This is a genomic window from Pontiella sulfatireligans, assembly GCF_900890705.1.
Classification (GTDB): domain Bacteria; phylum Verrucomicrobiota; class Kiritimatiellia; order Kiritimatiellales; family Pontiellaceae; genus Pontiella; species Pontiella sulfatireligans.
Genome location: NZ_CAAHFH010000001.1, coordinates 3,602,446 through 3,626,800, shown reverse-complemented (window position 1 = coordinate 3,626,800; position 24,355 = coordinate 3,602,446). Strand labels below are relative to the sequence as shown.

At 55.1% G+C, this 24,355-nt stretch carries 35 protein-coding genes; all 35 read left to right on the top strand.

The genetic code is table 11. From position 1 onward, the window contains the following. Position 1 precedes the first annotated feature (1 nt). Positions 2 to 274: a 30S ribosomal protein S19 gene (gene rpsS, locus SCARR_RS12765; RefSeq protein ID WP_136061951.1), complete on the top strand. Its 273-nt coding sequence runs from the start codon at positions 2 to 4 to the stop codon at positions 272 to 274. A gap of 97 nt (positions 275 to 371) precedes the next feature. Beyond that, positions 372 to 707, top strand: a complete 336-nt coding sequence (gene rplV / locus SCARR_RS12760) for a 50S ribosomal protein L22 (RefSeq protein WP_136061950.1) — start codon at positions 372 to 374, stop codon at positions 705 to 707. Between the two features lie 17 nt (positions 708 to 724). Further along, complete coding sequence (gene rpsC / locus SCARR_RS12755) at positions 725 to 1,357, top strand: 30S ribosomal protein S3 (protein ID WP_136061949.1); 633 nt, start codon at positions 725 to 727, stop codon at positions 1,355 to 1,357. 10 nt (positions 1,358 to 1,367) lie between these two features. After that, positions 1,368 to 1,787, top strand: a complete 420-nt coding sequence (rplP, locus tag SCARR_RS12750) for a 50S ribosomal protein L16 (protein WP_136061948.1) — start codon at positions 1,368 to 1,370, stop codon at positions 1,785 to 1,787. 15 nt (positions 1,788 to 1,802) lie between these two features. Then, entirely contained in the window at positions 1,803 to 1,997 is a 195-nt protein-coding gene (rpmC, locus tag SCARR_RS12745) for a 50S ribosomal protein L29 (protein ID WP_136061947.1), read from the top strand. 6 nt (positions 1,998 to 2,003) lie between these two features. Beyond that, on the top strand, positions 2,004 to 2,270 hold the full coding sequence (gene rpsQ / locus SCARR_RS12740) for a 30S ribosomal protein S17 (RefSeq protein ID WP_136061946.1): 267 nt from the start codon (positions 2,004 to 2,006) through the stop codon (positions 2,268 to 2,270). A 9-nt stretch (positions 2,271 to 2,279) separates the two neighbouring features. After that, entirely contained in the window at positions 2,280 to 2,645 is a 366-nt protein-coding gene (gene rplN / locus SCARR_RS12735) for a 50S ribosomal protein L14 (protein WP_136061945.1), read from the top strand. A 12-nt stretch (positions 2,646 to 2,657) separates the two neighbouring features. Next, positions 2,658 to 2,885, top strand: coding sequence for a 50S ribosomal protein L24 (gene rplX, locus SCARR_RS12730; RefSeq protein ID WP_136061944.1), 228 nt, complete (start codon positions 2,658 to 2,660; stop codon positions 2,883 to 2,885). A gap of 41 nt (positions 2,886 to 2,926) precedes the next feature. Then, positions 2,927 to 3,472: a 50S ribosomal protein L5 gene (rplE, locus tag SCARR_RS12725; RefSeq protein WP_136061943.1), complete on the top strand. Its 546-nt coding sequence runs from the start codon at positions 2,927 to 2,929 to the stop codon at positions 3,470 to 3,472. Between the two features lie 14 nt (positions 3,473 to 3,486). Further along, positions 3,487 to 3,885, top strand: a complete 399-nt coding sequence (gene rpsH, locus SCARR_RS12720; RefSeq protein ID WP_136061942.1) for a 30S ribosomal protein S8 — start codon at positions 3,487 to 3,489, stop codon at positions 3,883 to 3,885. 19 nt (positions 3,886 to 3,904) lie between these two features. Next, complete coding sequence (rplF, locus tag SCARR_RS12715; RefSeq protein ID WP_136061941.1) at positions 3,905 to 4,441, top strand: 50S ribosomal protein L6; 537 nt, start codon at positions 3,905 to 3,907, stop codon at positions 4,439 to 4,441. Continuing rightward, a complete protein-coding gene (gene rplR / locus SCARR_RS12710; RefSeq protein ID WP_342803695.1) occupies positions 4,441 to 4,779 on the top strand; it encodes a 50S ribosomal protein L18 in 339 nt (112 codons plus the stop codon). The genes rplF and rplR overlap by 1 nt, the downstream gene beginning before the upstream one ends. A gap of 10 nt (positions 4,780 to 4,789) precedes the next feature. Next, positions 4,790 to 5,332, top strand: a complete 543-nt coding sequence (gene rpsE / locus SCARR_RS12705; RefSeq protein WP_136061939.1) for a 30S ribosomal protein S5 — start codon at positions 4,790 to 4,792, stop codon at positions 5,330 to 5,332. Positions 5,333 to 5,352: 20 nt separating this feature from the next. Next, positions 5,353 to 5,793: a 50S ribosomal protein L15 gene (gene rplO, locus SCARR_RS12700; protein WP_136061938.1), complete on the top strand. Its 441-nt coding sequence runs from the start codon at positions 5,353 to 5,355 to the stop codon at positions 5,791 to 5,793. Positions 5,794 to 5,812: 19 nt separating this feature from the next. Then, on the top strand, positions 5,813 to 7,153 hold the full coding sequence (gene secY / locus SCARR_RS12695; RefSeq protein ID WP_136061937.1) for a preprotein translocase subunit SecY: 1,341 nt from the start codon (positions 5,813 to 5,815) through the stop codon (positions 7,151 to 7,153). After that, on the top strand, positions 7,150 to 7,791 hold the full coding sequence (locus SCARR_RS12690) for an adenylate kinase (protein WP_136061936.1): 642 nt from the start codon (positions 7,150 to 7,152) through the stop codon (positions 7,789 to 7,791). The genes secY and SCARR_RS12690 overlap by 4 nt, the downstream gene beginning before the upstream one ends. A gap of 10 nt (positions 7,792 to 7,801) precedes the next feature. Continuing rightward, positions 7,802 to 8,560: a type I methionyl aminopeptidase gene (gene map, locus SCARR_RS12685; RefSeq protein ID WP_136061935.1), complete on the top strand. Its 759-nt coding sequence runs from the start codon at positions 7,802 to 7,804 to the stop codon at positions 8,558 to 8,560. Continuing rightward, positions 8,560 to 8,778 carry a S1 domain-containing protein gene (locus tag SCARR_RS12680; protein WP_136061934.1) on the top strand — a complete coding sequence of 73 codons (219 nt, stop codon included), beginning with the start codon at positions 8,560 to 8,562 and terminating at the stop codon, positions 8,776 to 8,778. The genes map and SCARR_RS12680 overlap by 1 nt, the downstream gene beginning before the upstream one ends. Before the next feature lies 1 nt (position 8,779). Beyond that, on the top strand, positions 8,780 to 8,893 hold the full coding sequence (gene rpmJ, locus SCARR_RS12675; protein ID WP_130595687.1) for a 50S ribosomal protein L36: 114 nt from the start codon (positions 8,780 to 8,782) through the stop codon (positions 8,891 to 8,893). 15 nt (positions 8,894 to 8,908) lie between these two features. Then, the gene (gene rpsM, locus SCARR_RS12670) at positions 8,909 to 9,313 is read left to right on the top strand and encodes a 30S ribosomal protein S13 (RefSeq protein ID WP_136061933.1); all 405 of its coding nucleotides are present in this window, start codon (positions 8,909 to 8,911) and stop codon (positions 9,311 to 9,313) included. A 31-nt stretch (positions 9,314 to 9,344) separates the two neighbouring features. Next, positions 9,345 to 9,953, top strand: coding sequence for a 30S ribosomal protein S11 (rpsK, locus tag SCARR_RS29285; RefSeq protein WP_136061932.1), 609 nt, complete (start codon positions 9,345 to 9,347; stop codon positions 9,951 to 9,953). 65 nt (positions 9,954 to 10,018) lie between these two features. Further along, the gene (locus SCARR_RS12660) at positions 10,019 to 11,029 is read left to right on the top strand and encodes a DNA-directed RNA polymerase subunit alpha (protein ID WP_136061931.1); all 1,011 of its coding nucleotides are present in this window, start codon (positions 10,019 to 10,021) and stop codon (positions 11,027 to 11,029) included. 22 nt (positions 11,030 to 11,051) lie between these two features. Then, positions 11,052 to 11,459 (top strand): 50S ribosomal protein L17, encoded by a 408-nt coding sequence (rplQ, locus tag SCARR_RS12655; RefSeq protein ID WP_136061930.1) that lies wholly within the window; start codon positions 11,052 to 11,054, stop codon positions 11,457 to 11,459. 282 nt (positions 11,460 to 11,741) lie between these two features. Then, a complete protein-coding gene (pta, locus tag SCARR_RS12650; protein ID WP_136061929.1) occupies positions 11,742 to 12,740 on the top strand; it encodes a phosphate acetyltransferase in 999 nt (332 codons plus the stop codon). A 27-nt stretch (positions 12,741 to 12,767) separates the two neighbouring features. Next, positions 12,768 to 13,964, top strand: coding sequence for an acetate/propionate family kinase (locus SCARR_RS12645; protein ID WP_136061928.1), 1,197 nt, complete (start codon positions 12,768 to 12,770; stop codon positions 13,962 to 13,964). Between the two features lie 89 nt (positions 13,965 to 14,053). Further along, positions 14,054 to 14,671 (top strand): oligoribonuclease, encoded by a 618-nt coding sequence (gene orn, locus SCARR_RS12640; protein ID WP_136061927.1) that lies wholly within the window; start codon positions 14,054 to 14,056, stop codon positions 14,669 to 14,671. 215 nt (positions 14,672 to 14,886) lie between these two features. Continuing rightward, on the top strand, positions 14,887 to 17,250 hold the full coding sequence (locus SCARR_RS12635) for a DNA translocase FtsK (protein ID WP_136061926.1): 2,364 nt from the start codon (positions 14,887 to 14,889) through the stop codon (positions 17,248 to 17,250). After that, on the top strand, positions 17,237 to 17,908 hold the full coding sequence (locus SCARR_RS12630; RefSeq protein ID WP_136061925.1) for a helix-turn-helix domain-containing protein: 672 nt from the start codon (positions 17,237 to 17,239) through the stop codon (positions 17,906 to 17,908). The genes SCARR_RS12635 and SCARR_RS12630 overlap by 14 nt, the downstream gene beginning before the upstream one ends. Before the next feature lie 33 nt (positions 17,909 to 17,941). Next, positions 17,942 to 18,532: a CDP-diacylglycerol--glycerol-3-phosphate 3-phosphatidyltransferase gene (pgsA, locus tag SCARR_RS12625; protein ID WP_136061924.1), complete on the top strand. Its 591-nt coding sequence runs from the start codon at positions 17,942 to 17,944 to the stop codon at positions 18,530 to 18,532. Between the two features lie 72 nt (positions 18,533 to 18,604). Continuing rightward, positions 18,605 to 19,198, top strand: coding sequence for a hypothetical protein (locus tag SCARR_RS12620; protein WP_136061923.1), 594 nt, complete (start codon positions 18,605 to 18,607; stop codon positions 19,196 to 19,198). Positions 19,199 to 19,261: 63 nt separating this feature from the next. After that, complete coding sequence (gene hisF, locus SCARR_RS12615) at positions 19,262 to 20,020, top strand: imidazole glycerol phosphate synthase subunit HisF (protein WP_136061922.1); 759 nt, start codon at positions 19,262 to 19,264, stop codon at positions 20,018 to 20,020. 108 nt (positions 20,021 to 20,128) lie between these two features. After that, on the top strand, positions 20,129 to 20,545 hold the full coding sequence (locus SCARR_RS12610) for a phosphoribosyl-AMP cyclohydrolase (protein WP_136061921.1): 417 nt from the start codon (positions 20,129 to 20,131) through the stop codon (positions 20,543 to 20,545). A 73-nt stretch (positions 20,546 to 20,618) separates the two neighbouring features. Then, positions 20,619 to 22,082, top strand: a complete 1,464-nt coding sequence (locus SCARR_RS12605; RefSeq protein ID WP_222846286.1) for a phosphomannomutase — start codon at positions 20,619 to 20,621, stop codon at positions 22,080 to 22,082. 104 nt (positions 22,083 to 22,186) lie between these two features. Next, a complete protein-coding gene (gene trpE / locus SCARR_RS12600) occupies positions 22,187 to 23,719 on the top strand; it encodes an anthranilate synthase component I (protein WP_136061920.1) in 1,533 nt (510 codons plus the stop codon). After that, positions 23,716 to 24,279 (top strand): anthranilate synthase component II, encoded by a 564-nt coding sequence (locus tag SCARR_RS12595; RefSeq protein ID WP_136061919.1) that lies wholly within the window; start codon positions 23,716 to 23,718, stop codon positions 24,277 to 24,279. The genes trpE and SCARR_RS12595 overlap by 4 nt, the downstream gene beginning before the upstream one ends. The last annotated feature ends 76 nt before the right edge of the window (positions 24,280 to 24,355 follow it).

Below are 24,355 nucleotides of genomic sequence, written 5' to 3'. Positions count from 1 at the left end.
TATGGCACGTTCACTGAAAAAAGGTCCTTACGTCGACCTCAAGCTGGTCAAGAAGGTTCGCAAGATGGAAGGCGCCCCGCGCAAGTCTCCGATCAAAACATGGGCTCGCAACTCCATGATTGTTCCGGAATTCGTCGGGCATACCTTCAATGTTCACAACGGTAAAGTTTTCGTTCCGGTGTTTGTTACGGAGAATATGGTCGGGCACAAACTGGGTGAGTTTTCACCTACCCGAGCTTTCAGAACGCATGGTATGGCAACGGATAAGGGCTAGAGTGGATTTTTGTGAGCGAAATCGCTGGATTTCGCTCAACAAATCCATACACTGTCCGCCCTTTATTACCTGCAGACAAAATCGAGAGTGAAAACACATGGAAGTGTCAGCAACAACTAAATATGTGAGAATGTCGCCTACCAAGGCGCGTGATCTGGCAAACGAAATAAAAGGTTTGCCCGTCGCCGCTGCGTTGCGCATTACAGAGTTCAATGCCCGCAAGGCTGCTGTTCAGATTGGCAAGACCCTCAAATCGGCGATTGCAAATGCCGAGAACAACGAGGGCCTGTCGACTGATAGCCTGATTGTTAAAAATGCCATCGTGGATGGCGGACCGATGATGAAGCGTTTTCGTCCGCGTGCCCGGGGCATGGCGAGTCCGATTCAGAAGAAGACAAGCCACGTAACCATTATTCTAAGCGACAACGCGTAGTTGAGAAGGAGACTATTTTGGGTCAAAAAGTAAATCCTATTGGAATGAGACTCGCTTTAACCAAGGACTGGCGTTCGCGCTGGTATGCGGACAAGCGAGATTTCGGTGCCATGCTTAAGGAAGATGTCGATATTCGCAAACTTGTGGCCGAACGGCTCAAGGACGCGGCTGTCTCTGACATCTACATCGAGCGTTACGCCAACCGTATCCGTGTAACCATCAAGTCGGCTCGTCCGGGCTTGGTCATCGGCCGCAAAGGCGAAGACATCGACAAGCTTCGCGAAGTGCTCTCGAAGATCACTAAAAAAGAGATCTACATCGAGATTGCCGAAGTGAAGAAGCCGGACATGGATGCCACTCTGGTAGCCGCCAACGTGGCTATGCAGCTCGAACGCCGTGTTTCGCACCGCCGTGCAATGAAGCGTGCGCTTCAGATGGCCATGGACAATGGCGCTCTGGGCATCAAGATTCTGGCTTCCGGCCGCTTGAACGGCGCAGAAATTGCGCGTTCGGAAAGCTATAAAGAAGGCATGATTCCGTTGCATACGCTCCGCGCCAACATTGATTATGGCACTGCAGAAGCCAACACCATCGCCGGCATCATCGGCATCAAGGTGTGGGTCTGCAAAGAAGCCGAAAAGAAAGCTTAGGAGTTGAACCATGCCTTTAATGCCGAAAAGAGTTAAGTATAGGAAGGTTCAGCGTGGTTCGCGCAAAGGTCTCGCGCAAACCGGTAATAAGCTGGCCTATGGAGAGTACGGTCTTCAGTCGTTGGAACGTGGATGGATCACAGCGATTCAGATTGAAGCGTGCCGTGTGGCTGCAAACCGTGCCATGAAACGTAAAGGGAAGCTGTGGATTCGCATTTTCCCTGACAAACCGATTACGAAAAAGCCGTTGGAAGTTCGTATGGGTAAAGGTAAAGGCGCGGTCGACCAATGGGTCGCTGTAGTCAAGCCTGGCACCATGCTCTTCGAGCTGGATGGAGTACCGGAAACGCTGGCGAAAGAATGCCTGCGTCTCGCAGCCACCAAGCTGCCGATCCGTGTGTGCTTTGTTCAGCGCCACGCTCACGACTAAAGGATAGGGCGAGCCATGAAGGTTAACGAATTAAAAGAAATGACGAAGGAAGAGCTGGATCAGCAGCTCGTAGACATCAAGAAGGAGCAGTTCAATTTGAAGCTCCAACAGGTGTCCGGTCAGCTGGAAAAACCGTCACGCATGAAAGAACTGCGCCGTACGGTGGCCCGCATTAAGACCATCCAAACCGCAAAAAAAGTTGAAGGATAAATGGTCATGGAAGAGACAAAAAGACATCTCAGAAAGACCCGCGAAGGCCGCGTATGCAGCAAGAGCGGCGACAAGACGATTGTCGTGTTGATCGAACGTCGTATGCGCCACCCGCTCTACGGCAAGGAAATCCGCCTTTCGAAGAAGGTTCATGCCCACGACGAAGATAACCGTGCAGGTATCGGCGACGTGGTCCGCGTGATGGAAACCCGCCCGCTGAGCAAGCTTAAGCGCTGGCGCTTGGTGGACATTGTTTCAGAAGCAGCGAAATAGGGCAGAACGATGATTCAAGAGCTAACACGTTTAAAAGTTGCGGATAATTCGGGCGCACGCACCGTGATGTGCATCCGGGTGCTCGGCACCAAGAGCAAGGTCGCCCGCGTTGGCGACGTGATCCGCGTATCCGTTAAAGAAGCACAGCCGAATGGCGTGGTGAAGAAAGGCGACCTCTGTTTGGCGGTTGTCGTTCGAACCAGAAGCACCATTCGTCGTTCCGACGGCTCATGCCTTCGTTTCGATGGGAACGCGGCCGTGATTGTTGACGAGAAAAACAACCCGCGCGGCACCCGTATTTTCGGGCCAGTCGCCCGCGAGCTTCGCGAAAACGACTTCATGAAAGTTGTCTCGCTAGCTCCGGAAGTACTTTAGAGGAGTTTAGAAATGAGCAAAGCCAATATCAAAAAAGGCGACACCGTTACGGTGATCTCCGGAGATGACAAGGGCAAAACCGGCAAGGTCCTTCTGGTATCGCCCGAAAGCGGGCGCGTACTGGTTGAAGGGATTAATCTTGTCAAGAAACATATGCAGAAGAGCGAGGAAAACCCTCAGGGCGGAGTCGTGGAGCGTGAAGCTCCTTTCGCGATCTCCAATGTGAAGGTTTCCGTTTAACCGTTCCAAGCATTGGAACCGTAATTTTGGAGGACGGGTTAATGGCCCCAACACTGAAAACCAAGTATAAAGAAGCAGTAGTTCCTTCGCTGATGGAAAGCCAGGGCTACTCGAGCAAAATGCAGGTTCCCGCAGTTAAAAAGATCGTACTGAATCTTTGCGTTTCCGTTGCAAATGACCGCGACACACTGACCGCGCTTGCCGAAGACCTCGGCAAGATCACCGGACAGAAAGCCGTCATAACGAAAGCCAAGAAGAGTGTATCGAACTTCAAGCTGCGAGAAGGAATGTCGATCGGCGCGCGTGTTACACTGCGTAATGACCGGATGTATGAATTCATGGACCGCTTGGTCAACGTCACGCTACCCCGCATCCGCGACTTCCGCGGCATTCCGGGCACGTCGTTCGATGGCCAAGGCAACTATTCCATGGGATTGCAGGAGCAGACCGTGTTCCCTGAAATCGATCCGGACAAAGTCAAGAAGACGCATGGCATGGATATTACTTTCGTAACGTCCGCCACCAAAGACGACGAAGCCAAAGAGCTGCTGACCCTCATGGGAATGCCGTTCGCCACGGGCAACTAGGAAGAGGTTTAAAGATGGTTTTAACAGATCCAATCGCTGACATGTTGACCCGGATTCGCAACGCGAACATGGCAGAAAAGAAAGTCGTTGCAATGCCGCACTCGAAAATGAAGAGCGAGCTTGCGCGCATTCTCAAGTCCGAAGGATTCATCAAGGACTACACAATGGAAAACGACGACGGCAAAAGCGTGCTGAACTTGTTTCTCAAGTACACTGCAGACCGTGAGCCGGTCATCCAGGGGCTTCGTCGCATCAGCAAGCCGAGCTGCCGCAAGTATGTCAATTCCGAAGAGGTTCCGCGCGTTTTGGGCGGCATCGGAGTGGCGATTTTGAGCACGTCTTCGGGGGTCATGACCGACACCGATGCTCGTGAAAAGAAAATCGGGGGCGAAGTCCTCTGCTACATTTGGTAGAAAGGACCGGGATTTAGTTATGTCTAGAATAGGTAAACAACCCATTTTGATTCTCGACGGCGTGACCGTCGGGGTAGATGGCCAGACGGTTTCCGTCAAAGGCTCCAAGGGCGAAAGCTCATATACAGCGCCGGCATGCATTGCCGTCGCGATTGAAGACGGCAGCGTTGTCGTTTCCCGCACGGATGAATCACGCTTCGGAAAGGCCATGTTCGGCACGGTCCGCAGCCTGATCGACAACATGATCGTTGGCGTCAGTACGGGCTACAAGAAAGAGTTGATCATCGAAGGCGTCGGTTACAAGGCCGTGATGAAGGGGCAGGAAATCATTCTTTCCCTCGGATTCTCGCACGAAATCAACTATGCGATTCCGGATGGAATCGCCGTCGAAGTAAAAGACAGCACCAAGGTTTCCGTCGAGGGGATCGACAAGCAGCTGGTGGGCCAGGTGGCCGCGCGAATTCGCGACTACTCCCCGGCTGAGCCGTATAAGGGCAAGGGTGTTCGTTATGCTGGTGAACAGATTCGCCGTAAGGAAGGCAAGGCGGTTGCATAATCATGAGTACTAAAAGCAAAAGAGATTTGAGAATTCGCCGCCACTTGCGTGTGCGCAACAAGGTTCAGGGAACTGCCGCGCGTCCGCGCATGGCAATCTTCCGCTCCAACAAGCGTCTGGAAGTGCAGTTTATCGATGACGACGCCCGCATTACGCTGGCCGGTGTTTCCTCCAATGGCAAAAACGCGGAAGCGGCCAAGGCGCTCGGTGCCAAAGCGGCGGAAGCAGCTAAGGGCAAGGGCATCGAGAGCGTCGTATTCGACCGGGGCGGCTTCGCCTTCGGCAGCAACCTTAAAACACTCGCCGACAGCGCCCGCGAAGCGGGCCTTAAATTCTAGGAGTTTCCTGATGGCAGAAGAACGTACAGAACGTAGAGGACGCAGAGACGGCGGTCGCGGCCGGAAGCGGGATGACCGCAACGAGCCCCGCGCAAAGCCGGAATTCGAAGAACGCGTAGTCCACATTAGCCGCAACTCTAAAGTGGTTAAGGGCGGACGTCGCTTCAGTTTCGGCGCACTGGTTGTCGTTGGCGACCGTAAGGGGCGCGTAGGCTTTGGCCTCGGCAAGGCGGCGGAAGTGGCGGAAGCCATTCGCAAGGCCGGCGAGGTGGCCAAACGCAACCTCGAAACCGTCACCATGCGTGGCACCACGCTCCCGCACGACGCGCTGGGTAAGTTCAGCGGCGCACAGGTGTTGATTCGTCCGGCCTCCAAAGGTACAGGCATCATCGCTGGCGGCCCATGCCGTGCGGTGCTTGAACTCGCAGGCGTTCGCGATGTATTAGCGAAGTCGCTCGGTTCCAACAACCACCTTAACGTAACCAAAGCCACCCTTAAGGCGCTCAGCTCGCTTCGTTCCAAAGAAGCCGTGCTCGCTCTCCGCAAGGGTTAGTTTTAGCAAAGGATTTAGTCATGGATTTGCATTCATTACAGCCTTCAGAAGGCTCTAAGCATCGGAGAATCCGCGTTGGACGCGGTCGTGCATCCGGCAAGGGAAAAACCGCCGGACGTGGCCACAAGGGGCAGATGTCCCGCGCCGGCGCCACTCATAAGCCATTGTTCGAAGGTGGTCAGATGCCACTCGTACGAAAGCTTCCGAAGCGTGGTTTCACCAACTTTAACCGTAAAGAGATTCTTCCGGTCAATCTGGACGCGCTTGCCGCGTTTGAAGAGGGTTCCGAAGTCACCATCGAGCTCCTGATTGAAAAGGGCTTGGTCAATGGTCGTTTCGACGGCGTGAAGATTCTCGGCAACGGTAGTGTGGATAAGAAGCTGGTCGTTAAGGCCAATGCGTTCTCCGCCTCGGCTAAGGAAAAAATAGAAGCCGCTGGCGGCTCCTGCGAAATCGTCTAATCAACGAAAGGCCACACCTATGCTCTCCGCGTTTGTTAACACCTTCAAGATTACTGAACTTAGACAACGTATTCTTTTTACGTTTGGTCTGATTTTCGTCTGCCGTCTGATTTCTGCCGTTCCGCTTCCGGGCGTGAATGCAGTAGCGATCAGGTCTTTCATCGAAACCCAGGGCGGTGCTGAAGGTGGATTGTTCGGACTCATGAACCTTTTCAGTGGCGGCGCAATGCTGCAGTGCTCTATCGGCACGCTGGGCATCATGCCCTACATCAGTGCTTCGATTATCATTCAGTTGATGACCGCTGTTATTCCGCATCTTGAAAAGTTGGCGCGCGAGGGCGATGTAGGCCGGCAAAAAATTACGCAGTACACCCGTTACCTCACTGTGGTCATCTGTGCCGTTCAGGGCATTGCCATGGCGGCGGCGCTTCAAAGCGGGGGCTATTTCGGGCTTCCGCAGTCCGTGGTTCGGATTCCCGGTTTTGGTTTCGTAGTACTGACCATGCTGAGTCTGGTGACCGGTTCGCTTCTTTTGATGTGGATTGGCGAGCAGATGACGGATCGTGGTATCGGCAACGGCATCTCCATCATTATTACGGTTAACATTGTGAGCAGAATGCCGATGGCCGTTAAGACGCTGATCGACAAGCTGACTCCGGTTGACGGAGTTGCTGAAATCGGCGTTTTCCATTTGGCGCTTCTGATTGCTCTGATCTTCTTCGTTATTCTAGGCGTGGTTGCGGTGACGCAGGCGCAGCAGAAGATTCCCGTGCAGTTTGCCAAACGCATGGTTGGCCGGAAGATGATGCAGGGGGGTACGTCCCACCTGCCGCTTCGCGTCAACTATTCCGGCGTTATGCCGATCATTTTCGCTTCCGCGATCCTCGCGATTTTCCCGAAGGTAGGAAGCTTCCTTCCATTTCAGGCGGCTAAAGAGTGGGCGTCCGCGTTCCCGACTTCACCTTGGTACATGTTCTGGTTCGGCATGATGATTTTGTTTTTCTCCTACTTCTGGGTGGCGACGCAGTTCAACCCGATCCAGATTGCAGACGACCTGAAGCGTCGTGGGGGCTATATTCCCGGGATCCGTCCGGGCCGGCCGACCGCTGAGTTTCTGGATAGAACCATGACTCGCCTCACGCTGGCCGGTGCTGTATTTCTGACGGCCATTGCCGTGATGCCGAACGTGATGACCTCACAGTTCAATGTTCCGTGGATTGTGGCCTCCTTCTTTGGTGGCACCAGTTTGCTCATCATCGTGGGTGTCATGCTCGACACCATGCGTCAAATTGAATCGCATCTGCTGATGCGCCACTATGACGGCTTCCTGAAAAAAGGGAAGATGCGCAGCGGGAAATGAACGCGGTAGTCCTGTTGGGCCCCCCCGGTGCGGGCAAGGGAACCGTCTCTGAAGTGCTGGTGGGCAAGGGTTACACGCATGTGTCCACCGGCGATCTCCTCCGCGAGCAGATTCGCTTGGAAACGACGCTTGGCTTGGAAGCCAAGCAACGGATGGATCAGGGCAAGTTTGTTCCCGATGATGTTGTTGTGGGAATGATACGCGATCTGCTTCAATCTTCTGATGCGAACGCTAATTTTTTATTCGACGGGTTTCCGCGTACTTTGGTGCAGGCAGAAAAGCTGGATGAACTGATTGAAGCCCTGTCGGGTACGCTCGAAGAAGTGGTCTTGCTTCAATGCCCCGATGAAGTGATTGTCGAGCGCCTGTCTGGTCGCCGGACCTGCAGCAAGTGCGGCATGGTATATCACATTAAATATAATCCGGCCGTTCAAGAGGGCAAGTGCGACATTGAGGGCTGCGAATTGATGCAACGCCCGGACGATAATTCTGAAACGATTAAAAAGCGACTAGATGTTTATAAAGAACAAACCGCTCCGCTTATCACTTACTACGAGGCCAAGGGCCTCATTCATCCTATCGATGCCGCAAAGAGCATCGCAGAAGTGCGTTTAGCGGTGCTTGCGCGCATAGGATAAGGCTTTCGTCATGATTATTGTAAAAAACCAAGCAGAGCTGAATGCCATGCGCATTGCCACGAAAAAAACCGCAACTATTCTGCACAAGGTTGCCGCCAAGGTTGCGCCAGGTGTGACGACGCAGGAACTCGACGACTATGCCGCCGAGCTTGCCCGTAAGGCAGAGGGCCGTTGTGCGTTTTATGGCTACCACGGTTTTTCCGGCCACATTTGTTCCTCGGTGAATGAAGAGGTGGTGCATGGGATTCCTGGACGGCGCGTCATCAAAGACGGCGATGTGGTCGGCATTGATTTCGGCCTCGTCTACGGTGGGTTTGTCGGCGACACAGCCATCACGGTGGCTGCAGGGGAGATTGATCCCGAATGGCAGCGCCTTCTTGATAAAACACAGGAGTGCCTGACCGCGGCCATAGGCCAAGCGGTCGAGGGGAACCGGCTTTCCGATATTTCGAATGCTGTTCAGGTGGTTGCAGAAGAGGCTGGTTTTTCCGTTGTGCGTGATTTTGTTGGGCATGGCATTGGCCGGGAGATGCACGAAGATCCGCAGATCCCGAACTATGGGCCTCCGGGGCGGGGTCCAGTGCTGAAAGCCGGCATGACTTTCGCGATTGAACCGATGATTAATCTGGGTATCCACAAGACGGAAACCCTGAAGGACGGTTGGACGGTGGTGACCAAGGACAGGCTTCCTTCTGCTCACTTTGAGCACACGGTAGCAGTGGGTAAGGAAGTTGCAGAGATTTTGACGATTCCCGACTTAGAGTCGTGATGGAGAAAAAAGAGACAATTTTACTAGACGCCCGCTTGTTAAGCGTGATAGACAAACACGCTTTTGACGCAGAACTGCCCAATGGGCACCGTTTTGTCGCCTTTTTAAGGCGCGAAGATTTAAAGTGCCCGCCACCGCAAGCTGGTGAGCAAATAACAGTTGAAATGTCGCCCTACGACATGTCGAAGGGGCGTCTGGTGATTGACCAGGAGCAATGAGATGAAAGTAAGAGCTTCAGTGAAAAGAATGTGTGAACAATGCAAGGTAATCCGGCGCAAAGGTGTGGTTCGCATCATTTGCACGAACCCGCGCCATAAGCAGCGCCAAGGATAATAAGGAGTTTTAGCAATGCCACGTGTACTCGGTATAGACATTCCCGGAAGAAAAAAGCTGGAATATTCCCTTCGGTATATTTACGGCATCGGCCACACAACCGCTAAGGAAGTGTGCGAAAAAGCCAAGCTGGATCCATCGAAAAAAGCGGATGACATGACGGATGATGAAATTCAGCGTTTGATTTCAGTCCTGCAGAACGACTTCCGCATCGAGGGCGACCTGCGTCGCGAGGTGTCGGCAAACGTTCGTCGCTTAATCTCGATCGGTTCGTACCGTGGACGGCGTCATCGCGCCAGTTTGCCGTGCCGTGGACAGCGCACTAAAACCAATGCCCGTACCCGCAAGGGCGCCAAGCGTACCGTGGGCATCGTTCGCGGTAAGGAAGCACGTTCCGCGGTCAAGGCTGGCGGTAAGTAGGCGCGCCACTGATTAAATAAGGAATATTCCCATGGCAGAAGATAAAAAAGAAGTAGAAGAAACAGCGGTTGAGCAAGCAGCTCCGGTAGTCGAAGAAAAAGCGGCCGAAGCCGTTGCGGTTCCCGTTGAAGAAAAGGCGGCTGCGACACCTGTTGAAGAAAAGGCGGTTGCGGCTCCTGCTGAAGCGAAAGCCGAAGAAGTGGTTGAGGACAAGAAGCCTCGCCTGCCCACCGCGGCCGACTTGCTCGCCGATGAAAAGATCGAGCCGATCAAGCGCAAGAAGGGTTCCAAGAACGTTCCGTTCGGAATCGCTTTCGTGAAGACCACGTTCAACAACACCATCGTTTCCATTACGGACATGCGCGGCAACGTGATTTCTTGGAGTAGCGCCGGACGTTGCAATTTCAAGGGATCGCGTAAGAGCACGGCCTTTGCAGCAACGACTGTTGCGCAGGATGCGGCCCGTACCGCAATCAGCCATGGAATGTCGGAAGTTGAAGTCCGCGTTCAAGGACCAGGCGCAGGACGCGAGTCTGCTGTTCGTGCCATCCAGTCCGCTGGCTTGGCGATTACGTCGATCAAGGACACCACGGCCATCCCGCACAACGGATGCCGGCCTCCTAAGCGTCGTCGCGTTTAAGTAGAATTTAACAATTAACAACACCATACGAGCCGGTTAATGCCCGGTTCTGGGAGGAAAATATTATGGCTACACGACTCGGTCGTTTTGAAATGCCGAAGCAGGTCGTCAAGGATGAGGCCGCTTCAACCGACACCTATGGCAAGTTCTATGCAGAGCCTTTCGAGGCCGGTTATGGACGCACCATGGGCAACTCGCTTCGCCGCGTACTGCTCTCTTCACTGGAAGGCGTCGCGGTTTCATCGATAAAAATCAAGGGCGCGCCCCACGAATTCTGCAGCCTCGAAGGCGTTCTCGAAGATGTCACTGACATTATCCTGAATGTAAAACAGTTGCTGTTCAAGTGCTACACCCGCGATTCGCAGATGGTTAAGGTTAAGGTTGAAGGTCCGTGCGAAGTCACCGCCGGCGACATCGTCACCTCCGACTCCATTGAAGTGCTGAACCCCGATTACGTGATCTGCACGCTCGCCGAAGGTGCCGTGTTCGAAGCCGAGATGGAGGTTCGCATTGGTCGTGGCTACTGCCCCGCCGATCTGAACAAAAAAGAAAATCAGGAAATCGGCATCATTCCGATCGACTGCCTGTTCTCCCCGGTTCGCCGTGTGAAGTTTGCCACCGAAAACACCCGTGTGGGCCGTCGCACCGACTACGACAAGCTCGTAATCGAAATCTGGACCGATGGCCGTGTGAGTCCGGACGACGCGCTGACTATGTCCGCCGCGATTTTGCGCCACCACCTCGATGTTTTTGTGAGCTACGACAAAGACCTGATTGAGTTTGAAGAAAGCGAAAAGCAGATCGACCTTGAAAAGGAAGAGCTCCGCAAGAAGCTCAACATCAGTGTAAACGAAATCGAGCTCAGCGTCCGCGCCGCAAACTGCCTGAACAACGCCAACATCACGACGGTTGGCGAGCTCGCGCAGAAGACCGAAGCCGAAATGCTCAAGTACCGCAACTTCGGCAAGAAGTCGCTGAACGAAATCAAGGCCAAGATTCAGGAAATGGGTCTTTCGCTGGGAATGACCTTCGATATCGACCTGCTCAAGCAGACCGTATCCGACGACATTATTTAAAAATTATCCAGAGGTTGGAACAATGAGACACCGTAAAAAGACAGTAAAGCTTGGACGCACCAGCGCGCACCGCAACGAGTTGCTCGCAAATCTGGTCTGCGCCCTCATCGATAACAAGCGCATCAAGACCACGCTGCCCAAGGCGAAAGCCGCCCGCAGCTTGGCCGAAAAAATGGTAACCCTCGGCAAGAAGGGCACGTTGGCCCATCGCCGTCAGGCCATTTCCACGCTGAAACAGGAAGGTTCTGTTAGGGAGCTTTTCGAAAGCATTGCTCCAATATTTTCAGATCGTTCCGGCGGCTATACCCGCATCATCAAACTTGGCCGTCGTATTTCCGACAGTTCCGAGATGGTGCTGCTCGAGTGGGTCGATACGATCGCTGCTCCGGCTGTCGCTCCGGTTGCCGAAGTGGAAGCCGCTGCCGAGTAATCGGAAAGTTTAGCTTTGCGTTTCAAAACCCCGTTGCCTTTTGGCCTCGGGGTTTTTTGCGTTCTGGGCCTCTAAAACGAAAAACAAGGGCGTTCTGCCAGTGCCAAATGGGCCGATATCCCTCTGTGTCCGTTGTTTTAGGGATTGTGTTTATGACCAAAATTCAAAACACATAATATTTATGAGGATTTGGGTTGCGCAAAACCCCGCAGGTGGTAGCTTTTGCAGGTATTTTTGCATATTTGGGGATGCTTTAACCAATTAAAACAGGGAAATAGGCCAATGGGCAGAAGTTTATTTATTCAGCAAATCATTGATTCGGCAAAGCTTAAGCAACGCAGCATTGTACTTCCGGAAGGCAATGATGAGCGAGTGCGCGAAGCCGCCAACACCATCAACCAAGAAGGGATCGCCACGATCACTTTGCTGGGCAGCGAACAAGCCATTACGGAAGCATTTTCCTCGAAGGGCTGGAGCCTTGAAGGAATCACGGTTATTGATCCCGAAACCTCGGGAAAGCTTCAGGAATATGCCGATGCTTTTTATGAGCTCCGCAAAGCCAAGGGCATCAAGCCGGAACAGGCTCTGGAAGCAGTGAAGCAGGCTAATTATTTCGGCATGATGATCGTGCAGGCTGGGGAAGCCGACGGCCTTGTTTCGGGAGCGGTCCATTCGACGGCCGATACTGTTCGCCCAGCGCTTCAGATCATTAAGGCGGCTAAGAGAGGGGCGACGGTTTCGAGCTTTTTCCTCGAATGCGTGAACGACGTTCCCTATATCTTTTCCGATTGCGGGCTGGTGGAAGATCCTGATGCTGACCAGCTTTCTCAGATTGCCGTGCAAAGTGCCAATTCGGCTATTCAATTCGGTATACCTCCGATGACGGCCATGCTGTCGTATTCAACCTATGGATCGGCTTCGAGCCCGCTTGTTGAAAAGGTTCAGGAAGCGACAAAGCTGGCCAAGCAGCGAGTGGCAGACGAATGTCCTGGCAAAGGCATCATTGTCGATGGCGAGCTGCAGCTCGACGCCGCCATTGTGCCGGAGGTTGCCGCAAAGAAGGCGCCGGAAAGTCCTTTGGGCGGCGAAGCGCGCGTGTTGATTTTCCCCGACCTCAATGCAGGAAACATTTCCTATAAAATCGTTGAGCGCATGGCTGGCGCGGAAGCTTTCGGACCCTTGCTTCAGGGGTTGAATAAGCCGGTTAATGACCTTTCCCGCGGATGTTCCGTTGAGGATATCGTCGGTGTTGCGGCCATTACGGTGCTGCAGGCGTTTTAGTTTCGAATTATAAGGAAAACTAGTTCAATGAAGATTCTCGTACTTAATTCCGGATCCTCCTCCATTAAATTCAAGCTCTACCACGCCAACGAGGCTGACGACCAGTTTCGCGCGCTGTGCGAAGGGCAGGCCGACCGCGTCGGCATCGCCGGGTCCACCATCGCCTTTGAGCGGGGCGACGAAGGCAAAGAAAAGCAGTTCATCGATTTGGCAACCCACAAGGTGGCGATTGATGAAATTCTTAAGTTGCTGACCGATGGCGAAAAGGGCGTGCTCGAAAGCTTGGAAGAGCTCAGCGGAGTGGGCCATCGCGTCGTGCACGGCGGTGAGGACTTTACGGGCTCCGTGGTCGTTGACCGCGAGGTGATCAAGGCCATCGAGCGCAACTCAATGCTGGCGCCTCTGCATAACCCGCCCAATCTAATGGGCATCAAGGCGATGTCGTCGCTGCTGCCCGAAATGCCACAGGTTGCCGTGTTTGATACGGCTGTTCATCAGTCGATGCCTAAGAAGGCCTACATGTATGCCCTTCCGCGCGCGCAGTACACCAACTATAAAATCCGCAAGTATGGCTTCCACGGAACCTCCCACGGCTATGTGGCGAATAAGGCCGCCGAGCAAATGGGCAAGCCGTTGAAGGATCTTAAGCTGATTACTTGTCACTTGGGTAACGGCGGTTCGTTGGCGGCATTCATGGGCGGTGTTTCGGTGGATACTTCTATGGGCTTCACTCCGCTCGACGGCATTATCATGGGTACCCGCTCCGGCACGCTCGATCCGTATGTGCCGCTGCACATCATGGAGTCGCAGGAACTTAATCCGGCACAGGTCAGCACCATGATGAACAAGCAGGGCGGATTGCTGGCGATTTCCGGGAAAAGCGATATGCGCGACAATGTGGAAGCCGCGGCCGAGGGCGACAAGGACTGCCAGATGGCCATTGAAATGTTCTGCTACAGCATCCAGAAATACATTGGCTCCTATGCGGCCGCAATGAATGGGGTCGACGGCATTGTCTTTACCGCCGGCGTGGGTGAAAACAACCCCATGCTCCGCAGGAAGATCCTCGAAAACTTCACCTTCCTTGGGTTGGAGGTGGACGATGCGAAGAACGATGCGAACGAGACCCTCATCACCACCGCTGAGTCGAAGGTCGCTGCGCTGAAGATCCACACCAACGAAGAGCTGGTGATTGCGCTGGATACCTACAACCTTATAAAATAAGGCGTGTAGAATTTTGAACAAGGATCGCCGAATGATGAAGGGAGCTTCTTCGTGATTCATAATTCCTTGTTCGACATTTTACGGTTCCCATGAGTGAAACGATTAAAAAAACATCCGCTTACGTTTGGTTTGATGCCGAGTTTACTTCGCTGGAGCTCGACCAGGCGCGCCTGTTGCAGGTGGCGGTGATCGTCACCGATCACCAGCTCAACCGCATCCATCCCGAAGAGGCCGACCTGAATCTCTGCATTAAGCTGGCGGATGGGGAGCCGGTCAGCGACTGGGTCGAAGAAAACCTTTCAGGCCTTGTGGCGCAGTGCCGTTCCGATGAAGCGGTTACCCTTGAGGAAGCCGATCAGCAGATTACTGCATTGCTGGATCAATATTGCGGAACACCCTGCAATGAGATGGCCGACCGTCCAGTGCTGGCCGGCAACAGCGTGCACAACGATTGGTTCCTGATGCGTAAGTTTCTGCCTCAGTTTGGAAGCCGTCTGCACTACCGCCTGCTTGATGTCTCCACCATTAAGATCCTGTGGCAGGATTGGGTGGGGCAGGCGCCGTTCGACAAGGAGAGCGTCGAACAACTCAATCAATATTTCCCTGGAGGCGGCATTTCCTCCGCCAATGCCCACGACGCCCTGTTCGACATCAAGGCTTCCATTGCAGAGCTGAATTTTTATCGTTCGAAGCTGAATTTGAAATAGAGCCCGCATAGTGGAGGGGCAACGTCCTTGTTGATCCTCCAGTTGGCACCTCCCGTCAGTATGCAATGGGCTGAGGAGGTGCCAAGTCCTGAGGAGCCGCAGCACACGTCAGAGCACCTTGCTGTGTAGAACAGTGCTCCGCGCTGTTTGTTTTCTGCTCAATTAGACATTCCAATGTTTTGATTTGTGGGGGGTGATTCCTCTATATTCCCCGAATGGCAAAAACAACAACAGAGGCGCCGGTTCGTTCGGGCTGGCGCGAGATTGCAGGCATTTTAGTGGGCACGGTGGGGCTGATGCTTTTGCTGGGCGTTTTTTCGTATAATCCGGCGGACATCGGGCTGTTTCGCAATACGCTGGGATCGCACAATTGGATCGGCCCGTTTGGTGCGCGCACGGCTTATGCGGCGTTCATGTATTTTGGCGTGGCGGGCTATGTCATTCCGTTTTGTATTTTATGGATCGGCGTTTCATCCGTTTTTTGGTCGGCGCGCAAGATTTATCCGCGGTTGCTGTGGTTTGTGCTCGGGCTGTTCTGTCTGGCGGGGCTGATGGACATGCAGCAGATCTGGTTCAGTACGGTCGAACGCTTGAATATTGGAAGTCCGGGCGGGCTGATGGGCGAGGTGCTCGCACAGCGGTCGCTCGGCTATTGGATCGGATCGGCCGGCGCAGGCATCGTGTTCACGGTGCTCTTGGCCATTTCAATCATTCGGATGCTGGACCTGCATATCATTGATTTGGTCAAGCGCCTTTGGGGCTGGATTAAAACCATTAAGATGGAAGCGCCGTCGGCCGAAGAGGTTTTTACGCCGAAGGAAGAAACAAAGCCGGGCCGAAAGCGCGCACCCCGCAAGTCCAAGAAAACAGCCCCTGTCGCGGAACAGGGTGCCTCCTCCGATCAGATTATAACCATGGTTGAAGCACAGGAAAAGCGGGCGAAAAAGAAGCCGGTCAAATCCGAGCCCGCCGTAGAAATCCCGTTGGTGAAGCCCTCTAGGCCGAAAAAGGGAAAAACCGAGGAGGCGGCCGAGATCACTATCTCTCTCAATGAAGGCGGCGAACAAACCGACTATCGGCTGCCGTCGCTCGATTTGCTCGATCCTGTGACGCCGCAGGCCAAGGGCATGTCGGCCAGCGAGATTGCAGAAACCGCGCAGGTGTTGCAGCAGGCCTTGGAAGAGTTCAATGTGGAGGCCAAGGTGACCGGTTACCAGCAGGGCCCCGTGGTGACCTGCTATGAAATCCAGCCCGCTCCCGGCGTGCGCGTGGAAAAAATTAAAAGTCTGGCCGACAACCTAAAGCTGAAGATGCATGCCGAAAGCCTTCGTATTCAGGCGCCAATTCCGGGCAGGGGCGTCTGCGGCGTTGAAGTGCCGAACACCGCGCGGGCAGACGTGTTGTTCCGCGATATGGTCAGTTGCGACGATTTCCGGCATGGCAAGAGCGCGCTTCCGCTGGTTTTGGGCAAGGACGTGAGTGGCGACAGCATGATCTACGACCTCGCCAAAATGCCGCACCTGCTGATTGCCGGTGCAACCGGCGCGGGCAAGTCGGTTTGTATGAACTCGATTTTGACCGGCTTGCTGATGAAGCATTCCCCCGCCGATATGCGCCTGATTTTGGTGGATCCGAAAACGGTCGAGTTCCACAGCTACAACAACCTGCCGCATTTGGTGGTTCCGGTGATCACCAACGCCAAGAAAGTTTCGCTCGGGCTGCGTTGGGCGATCGACGAGATGGAACGCCGCTTCAAGTGGTTCCGTCTGGCCGGCGTCCGCGATCTGCAGAGCTTTAATGCTCGCGTGATCCAGAAGCAGGAAGAGCTCTTTGGCGATGAAGTGGTGGAGGAACCGGCCAAGAAAAAGGATCAGATACCCGAAAAGCTGCCCTACATCGTCATTGTGATCGACGAGCTGGCCGACCTGATGGCCGTGGCGCAGGCCGAGATCGAGGCCGGGATTGCCCGTCTGGCCGCCAAGTCGCGCGCCGCCGGCATCCACATGATTCTCGCCACGCAGCGCCCGGACGTGAAGGTCATCACCGGCACCATCAAGGCCAACTTTCCGGTGCGCATCGCCTTCAAGGTTTCACAAAAGGTCGACAGCCGCACGATTCTCGACCGCATGGGCGCAGATACGCTGCTGGGCAAAGGCGACATGCTCGTGCTGCCTCCGGGCTCGGACAAGTTGATCCGCTCGCAGGGCGCCTTTACCAGCGACGGCGAAATCGATCGCGTCACCAACTTCTGGAAAGAGCAGAGCCAGCCGGAATTCATTGCCGAAATCCACGACAAGATTGAAAAACCCTCGACCGACCTGCCGGACATGGATAGCGGGGAGGACGATGATATTGTTGAGCAGGCGATGGAGGTGATCCGCCAAACCAAGCGAGCCTCCACGTCGTCGTTGCAGCGTCGGCTGCGCATCGGCTACACGCGCGCCGCCCGTGTGATGGACTTGCTCGAAGAGCGGGGCGTGATCGGGCCGCCCGACGGCGCGGGGCCTCGCGAAATTTTGATAGATCTTGACGGGGAAATTCCTCAGAACACGGGAGCAGAAGACGATGCAACAAACTAGTTTGAATATCGGAAGTATTGGGCAGCAGCTTGAATCGGCGCGCCATGCCAAGGGCGTGACCGTGTCCGAGGCGGGGCGGGCCACTAAAATCCTGTCCAAGTTCATCGAGGCCATGGAAGCGGATGACTTCGGCGCGCTTTCGGCTCCGGTCTATGCCCGGAGCTTCATTAAAATGTATGCTCAGTATCTGGGGCTCGACGCCCGTCCGCTGGTTGAGGAATATGCAACGCAGCACGACACCTCGACTTCCAAGCCCAAGTTGCCCGAAGAGGTGCGCCAGCATCTGGCGAAGGCGGATCAGATTCCGGCTGAAGCCAACGGCGCGTCCACGGCTCCACCCAATGGAGCCAGAAAGAAAATATTCAGTCCGGCGGCCTCGGCTCCATCCAATGGTGCGGGGAAGAAGGTGTTCAGCGATGTCAACGAAGCCATTGTCCGGCTTTCCGGTGCCGGGGGCGGCCTCAAGGCGGCTGTTGCGGGCGGGGCCGGACTGGTGCTGCTTGTAATCATTTTGTTTAGCGTGACCCAATGTGCGGACGAGGACAGCGAGGTGCCGGCGAGCAGCGGAGCCGCCTTGGTTGAGCGCGCGGTCATCTCCGACAGCGCACCCGATGTATATCTTGTGAAGCCCGGTGTGGTCGAGGTCGACAAGCACTAGTTCCAATCCGTGGAAACCTGTAGAGACTAAATTATGAAAAGCCTGCCCAATCACTTGACCATTAGCCGTTTTTGGATGACCGCCGTAATGATGGTCTGCATGAGCGTCGATTTCCCCTATGCGCTGATCGTTGCTCTGGGGATTTTCATCGTCGCCAGCATAACCGATGCACTTGACGGCTATCTGGCCCGCAACTTTTTTGGCTGTACCTCTTTCGGCAAGTTGATGGACCCCTTGGCCGACAAGGTGCTGGTTTGCGCCGCGTTCATCGGGTTCATTGAGCTGAACAGCCTGAGTGCCTGGATGGTTGTGCTCATTATTGCCCGCGAATTCATGGTGACGGGCATGCGCCTGCTGATGATTGAAAAAGGAATTGTGATGCCCGCCGGCAACTGGGGCAAGGTCAAGACCACCGTGCAGATGCTGGCGATCTGCCTCCTTTTCTTTGGTTTGATTTGGCCGGAGGTTAAATGGTTCCCAACTCCTGGAACAACCTCATGCATACCCTATTCGTTCGCTTGGTGGCTGGGACTGGGCACCGCGCTGCTGACCGCCTGGACCGGTGTAGTTTATTTTTGGCAGCAGCGCCATATCATTTGGGAAAAGGAAAGTGAAGGTTCGTAGTTCCGCCGTCAGGCGGTTCAGCTGCAGCACCGCCTAAAGGCGGGACTACATGCCTTTTCAAAGGATTTCATCATGGGACGCGAAAACATTGAAAACTGGAGCGTGAGAAAATGCGCCAAGGCGTGCGTAAAGTGCGAGAAGGAATTCGAGGACAAGGAAGCGCTTCATTCCCATCTCGTTTTCAAAGAGGGGGAATATGTCCGCCACGACTTTTGCAATCCCTGCTGGAAAAAAGAGGAATCCGCTCAGAATTCTTGGAAGACGGTCTTCATTGTGCCTCCGCCCCCCGCTGAGGAGGCCGTGAAGAAAGAGAGCGCCGAGTCGCTCCTCCGCAAGCTGCTGGCCAAGGAAAATGAAGACGATCTGAACGCCATCTTCATCCTGACGGTTATGCTGGAACGGAAAAAGATTCTGGTTGAACGTGCGGTCCAGACGGCCGAGGACGGCCGGAAGCTGCGCGTCTACGAGCACAAGAAAACCAACGAAAGCTTTATGGTCATCGACCCCGAGCTGAAGCTCGACGAGCTGGAGCACGTGCAGGAAGAGGTAGTGGTGCTGCTGGGCGGTCAGCCCCGCAATGCGTCGCCAGAGCCCGAGGATCCCGTCGAAGAATCTGCCGCTCCGCCCGAACAGGCGGAAGCGGCGCCGTCCGAAACGAAGGAATAAGCCGTTTGCCTTATTCCCGTCGCTGGAATATCGTTTCGGGCTTTTGAATTTAGGAATATTTCTATGCTGGCAAAACGAATCATACCCTGTCTGGATGTAACGGGCGGGCGCGTCGTCAAGGGCGTTAATTTTGTGGATTTGCGCGATGCGGGCGATCCGGTGGAATGCGCCAAGGCCTACGAGGCGCAAGGCGCCGACGAGCTGACCTTTCTCGATATCACCGCCTCGAGCGACGGCCGTGAAACCATGGTCGATATTGTCCGCCGCTGCGCTGAGCAGGTGTTCATGCCATTGACGGTTGGCGGTGGCATCCGTACGGCGGTCGATGTGCGCAACATGCTCAAGGCCGGCGCCGACAAGGTTTCGTTCAACACGGCGGCCATCAACAATCCCGACATCCTCAACGAATGCTCGGCCTCGTTCGGCTCGCAGTGTACGGTGCTAGCTATCGACGCGCGTCGCAACGGCGACGGCACCTGGGGCGTATTCACCCACGGCGGCCGCAATCCGACCGAACTTGATGCGATCAAATGGGCCATCGAAGGCACGCAACGCGGGGCAGGGGAAATTCTGCTCACCAGCATGGACTGCGACGGCTGCAAAGACGGCTATGACCTGGAGCTGACCCGCAAAATTTCGGAAGCGGTCAATGTCCCGGTTATCGCCTCGGGTGGCGCCGGCACGCTGGAACATCTGGCCGACGCTGTAACCGAAGGCAAGGCCGACGCAGTACTGGCCGCCTCCATTTTCCACTTCGGCGAATTCACGATCCGCGAGGTGAAAGAATACCTACGGGACAAAGGAATTGAAGTAAGGTTATAAACACAAAGACACCAAGGACTCAAAGAAGAGGTTTTTCTTCGTGTACTTTGCGTCTTAAGCGAGCTTTGCGAGCGGGTGTTTAATTTTGAATTAAATAGGAGTAGAGATATGAGCAAGGAACTCGAAGAAGGACTGGAACTGGCATTGGATTGGAACAAACTCGAGAAAGCCGTTGAGGGCACAAAGGGCATCATTCCCGTGGCCGTGCAGCATGCCGACACGAAGGAAGTCATCCTCGTGGCCTACATCAACCAGATCGCGTTCGAAGAATCGCTCAAGCGCAAGATGCTTGTGCTTTGGAGCTCGTCACGTCAGGAGCTTTGGATCAAAGGCCTGACCTCCGGCGAAACCTTCGAGCTGCTCGAAGCCTACGTCAACTGCGAGCAAAACTCGCTGCTGTTTGTGGTGCGTCCGAACCGCGGTGGCATCTGCCACACCAAGAACGCCAAGGGCGAGCCGCGCAACTGCTACTACCGTAAGATCGACCTCGACAACCCGACCCACCTCGAAAACATCGATGCGTAAAAAAGTTTGTAGTTCCGCCTTTAGGCGGTTCTGCGGATACACCGCCTAAAGGCGGAACTACGGAACTTCAATCATGGAAATCAAGATCAACGATTTAATGCAGCAGAGCGGGGTAAAGTTCGGCACCAGTGGCGCGCGCGGGCTGGCCGTTGAAATGACCGATCAGGTTTGCTATACCTATGCCAAAGGCTTCCTTCAATATTTGGAGGAATCCGGCGAGCTGAAAAAAAACGGCGAGTCGGTGGCGATTGCCGGCGACCTGCGCCCGAGCACGGAACGCATTATGGGCGCGGTGGCCAAGGCGGCTTCCGACATGGGCTACGTGCCGGTCAACTGCGGCTTCATTCCTTCTCCGGCAGTGGCGCTCTACGGCATTACACACGGCTGCCCGGCCATCATGGTGACCGGCAGCCATATTCCGGCCGACCGCAACGGCATCAAATTCAACAAGTGCACCGGCGAAATCCTTAAGTATGACGAGGAGCAGATTCGCGAACAGATCGTTGATGTTGACGAGTCGATTTTCGGCGAAGAAGGCTTCGGGCTTCCCGAGGTCAACATTGATGCGCGCATCGACTATGTCCGCCGCTATCTCAGCGCTTTTCCGGAAGACTGCCTGCAAGGCAAGAAGGTTGGCATCTACCAGCATTCGGCCGTGGGCCGCGATGTGCTGATTGAAATATTTTCCGGACTTGGCGCCGACGTAACGCCACTAGGCTTCTCGACGACCTTCGTTCCCGTCGATACCGAAGCGATCCGCGAAGAGGATGTTGAACTGGCGCGCGAGTGGTCGGCCGAAAACGGCTTCGATGTCATCCTTTCTACCGATGGCGACAGCGATCGCCCGCTCGTCAGCGATGAAAACGGCGTGTGGCTGCGCGGCGACGTAGCTTGCATTCTGGCGGCTAAATATTTGGACGCCGACTCGGCCAGCACACCGGTCAGCTGCAATACGGCGCTCGAAAAGTGTGGCTGGTTCAAGGATATCCGTCGCACCAGGATCGGCTCGCCGTTTGTGGTGGCTTCGATGATCGAAGCCTCGTTTGCCGGTTGCAAGGGCGTGATCGGCTACGAAGCCAATGGCGGTTTCTTAACGAATTCGGATTTCACCGTGTTTGGCAAAGAGCTTCGGGCGCTGCCGACCCGCGATGCCGTGTTGCCTGTGCTCGCGATCATTCTGCTCTCCATTCAGGAGCGCAAACCGATCTCGGCACTGCTGGCCGACCTGCCGCAACGCTTTACTGCCAGCGACCGAATCCAGGGTTTTCCGACCGAGGAAAGCCGCAAGATCCTTGAGCAGTTCGAAGAGGTTTCCGCCATCGAAGAGGCCTTCGGCAACGCGTTCGGAAAGGTCGAGTCCATCGACCGCACCGACGGCCTGCGCGTGACCTTTGAATCATCGGAAGTGCTCCACATGCGCCCCTCCGGCAACGCGCCCGAGTTTCGCTGCTACAACGAGGCCGACAGCGAGGCACGCGTCCAGGAGATGCAGCGCGTCAGCATGGAAATCTTGATGCGCATGAAAAGCGATGCATGAGGCGTGACTCTCAGATCACGCCTCACGTTTCACTCGTCACGCATTTTAGATTGCCAAGGAGACCGTAAAAGCTACCATCCAATGTTTTAACCACGAGAAGAACCATGGCCGTTGTACCCGATAGAGAAACATTTTTAGAGCAGGCGAAGCAGGGGAATCTGGTGCCGGTGTGGGCGGAGCTGCTTGCCGACCAAGAGACGCCGGTTTCGGCCTACAAGCGCGTTCGAACCTATTTGCGCGAGCGCGACGACGCTTCGCACACCTACCTGCTCGAAAGCGTCGAGGGCGGCGAAAACATTGGACGCTATTCTTTTATCGGCGGCACGCCGCGCACCATCATCCGCGCCTACGGCCGCCGGGTGGAAATCGCCACCAACGGCGATACGCCGAAAATTATTGAAGACATCGATCCGCTCGAGGCGCTGAAAAACCACATGGCGCAGTTTGCTCCCGTGGTGGATGATCCTTCGCTGCCGCGCTTTATCGGCGGAGCGGTCGGCTTCTTGGGCTACGACATGGTTTCGCAGTTCGAGCCCCGGGTTCCAATCATTGGAAACGACGACATCGGCAATCCCGACATGGTCTTCATGGTCACGGATGGACTGATCGTTTTCGACCGCGTGCAGCACCGCATGAAAATTGTGGCGAATGCGCATATTGAGGGCGACCCGAACGAGGCCTACGACAAGGCGGTTGCCCAGATTGACGAGTTGACCGAAGCTCTGCAGACGCCGCTGCACCGTGTGATGATTGATGCGCATGTGGATGCCGAGCCGTTGGAGCCCAAGTCGAACACGACCAAGGAAGAGTTTCTTGGGATGATTGAAAAGGCGCAGGAATACATCCGCTCCGGCGACGTGATCCAAACGGTGCTCTCGCAACGCTTCGAGGTGGAGAACGAGGCCGATTCGCTGGACGTCTACCGCGCGCTCCGCACCATCAATCCTTCACCCTACATGTATTGCCTGGATATGGGCGAAAGCTCGATTGTCGGCACCTCGCCGGAAATCCTCGTGCGCTGCGAAGACAAGCATGTTGAAGTGCGCCCGATTGCTGGAACCCGCCCCCGTGGCCAGACGCCGGCTGAGGATCTAGCGCTCGAAAAGGATTTACTGGCCGACCCGAAGGAATGCGCCGAGCACATCATGCTTGTTGATCTCGGCCGCAACGACATCGGCCGCGTGTGCGATTATAATTCCGTTGAAGTGCCGGATCTGATGGTGATCGAGCGCTACAGCCATGTGATGCATATTGTTTCCGATGTCATCGGGCATTTGTCTGCCGAGCACGATGAATACGATGTCATACGCGCCAGCTTCCCGGCCGGCACGGTGAGCGGCGCGCCGAAGATTCGAGCAATGGAAATTATTGCCGAGCTCGAAAAGAGCAAGCGCGGCCCCTATGCCGGCGCAGTCGGCTACTTCAACTATAACGGCAATGTCGATTCGGCCATCACCATCCGCACCGTCATTCTCGACAAGGACAAAGCCTACGTTCAGGCCGGGGCGGGGATCGTCGCCGATTCCGTGCCGATTAACGAATACGAAGAAACGCGCAACAAGGCGCGCGGCATGATGAAAGCCCTCGCCCTTGCCAAGCACTACCACGCCGCCCGCATGGCGGGAGGTGAATCATGATTCTGGTCATCGACAATTACGACTCCTTTACCTACAACCTCGTGCAGTATCTCGGCGAGTTGGGCGCAGCAATGCGCGTGTTCCGCAACGACGAAATCACCGTGGAAGAGGCCGTTGCGCTCAATCCCGAAAAGGTGCTCGTCAGCCCTGGGCCCTGCACGCCGAAAGAGGCCGGCATCTCGTGCGACATTATCCGCGAGTTCGGCCCGCGCCTTCCGACGTTCGGGGTGTGCCTCGGCCATCAGTCCATTGGCGACGTCTATGGAGGCAACGTCATCCGCGCCGACCGCCTGATGCACGGCAAAACTTCGCCGATGATCCACGAAGGGCAGAGCGTCTTTAAAGGCCTCCCGAGCCCGTTCGATGCCACCCGCTACCACTCGCTCATCATCGAGCGCAAAACCATTCCTGATTGCTTGGAGATCACGGCCTGGACGGCCGAGGGCGAAATTATGGGCGTGAAGCACAAGGAGCATCCGGTGCATGGCGTGCAGTTCCACCCCGAGTCCATCCTGACGGTCGAAGGCAAGAAGCTGCTGCAGAACTTTCTCGATTTATAGCGCCGGTTTATCCAGTTCTGAGCGGGACGTCCTGTCCTTGAAGCGATGACGAAGCTTCGCCCTCCAGTTGGGTGGA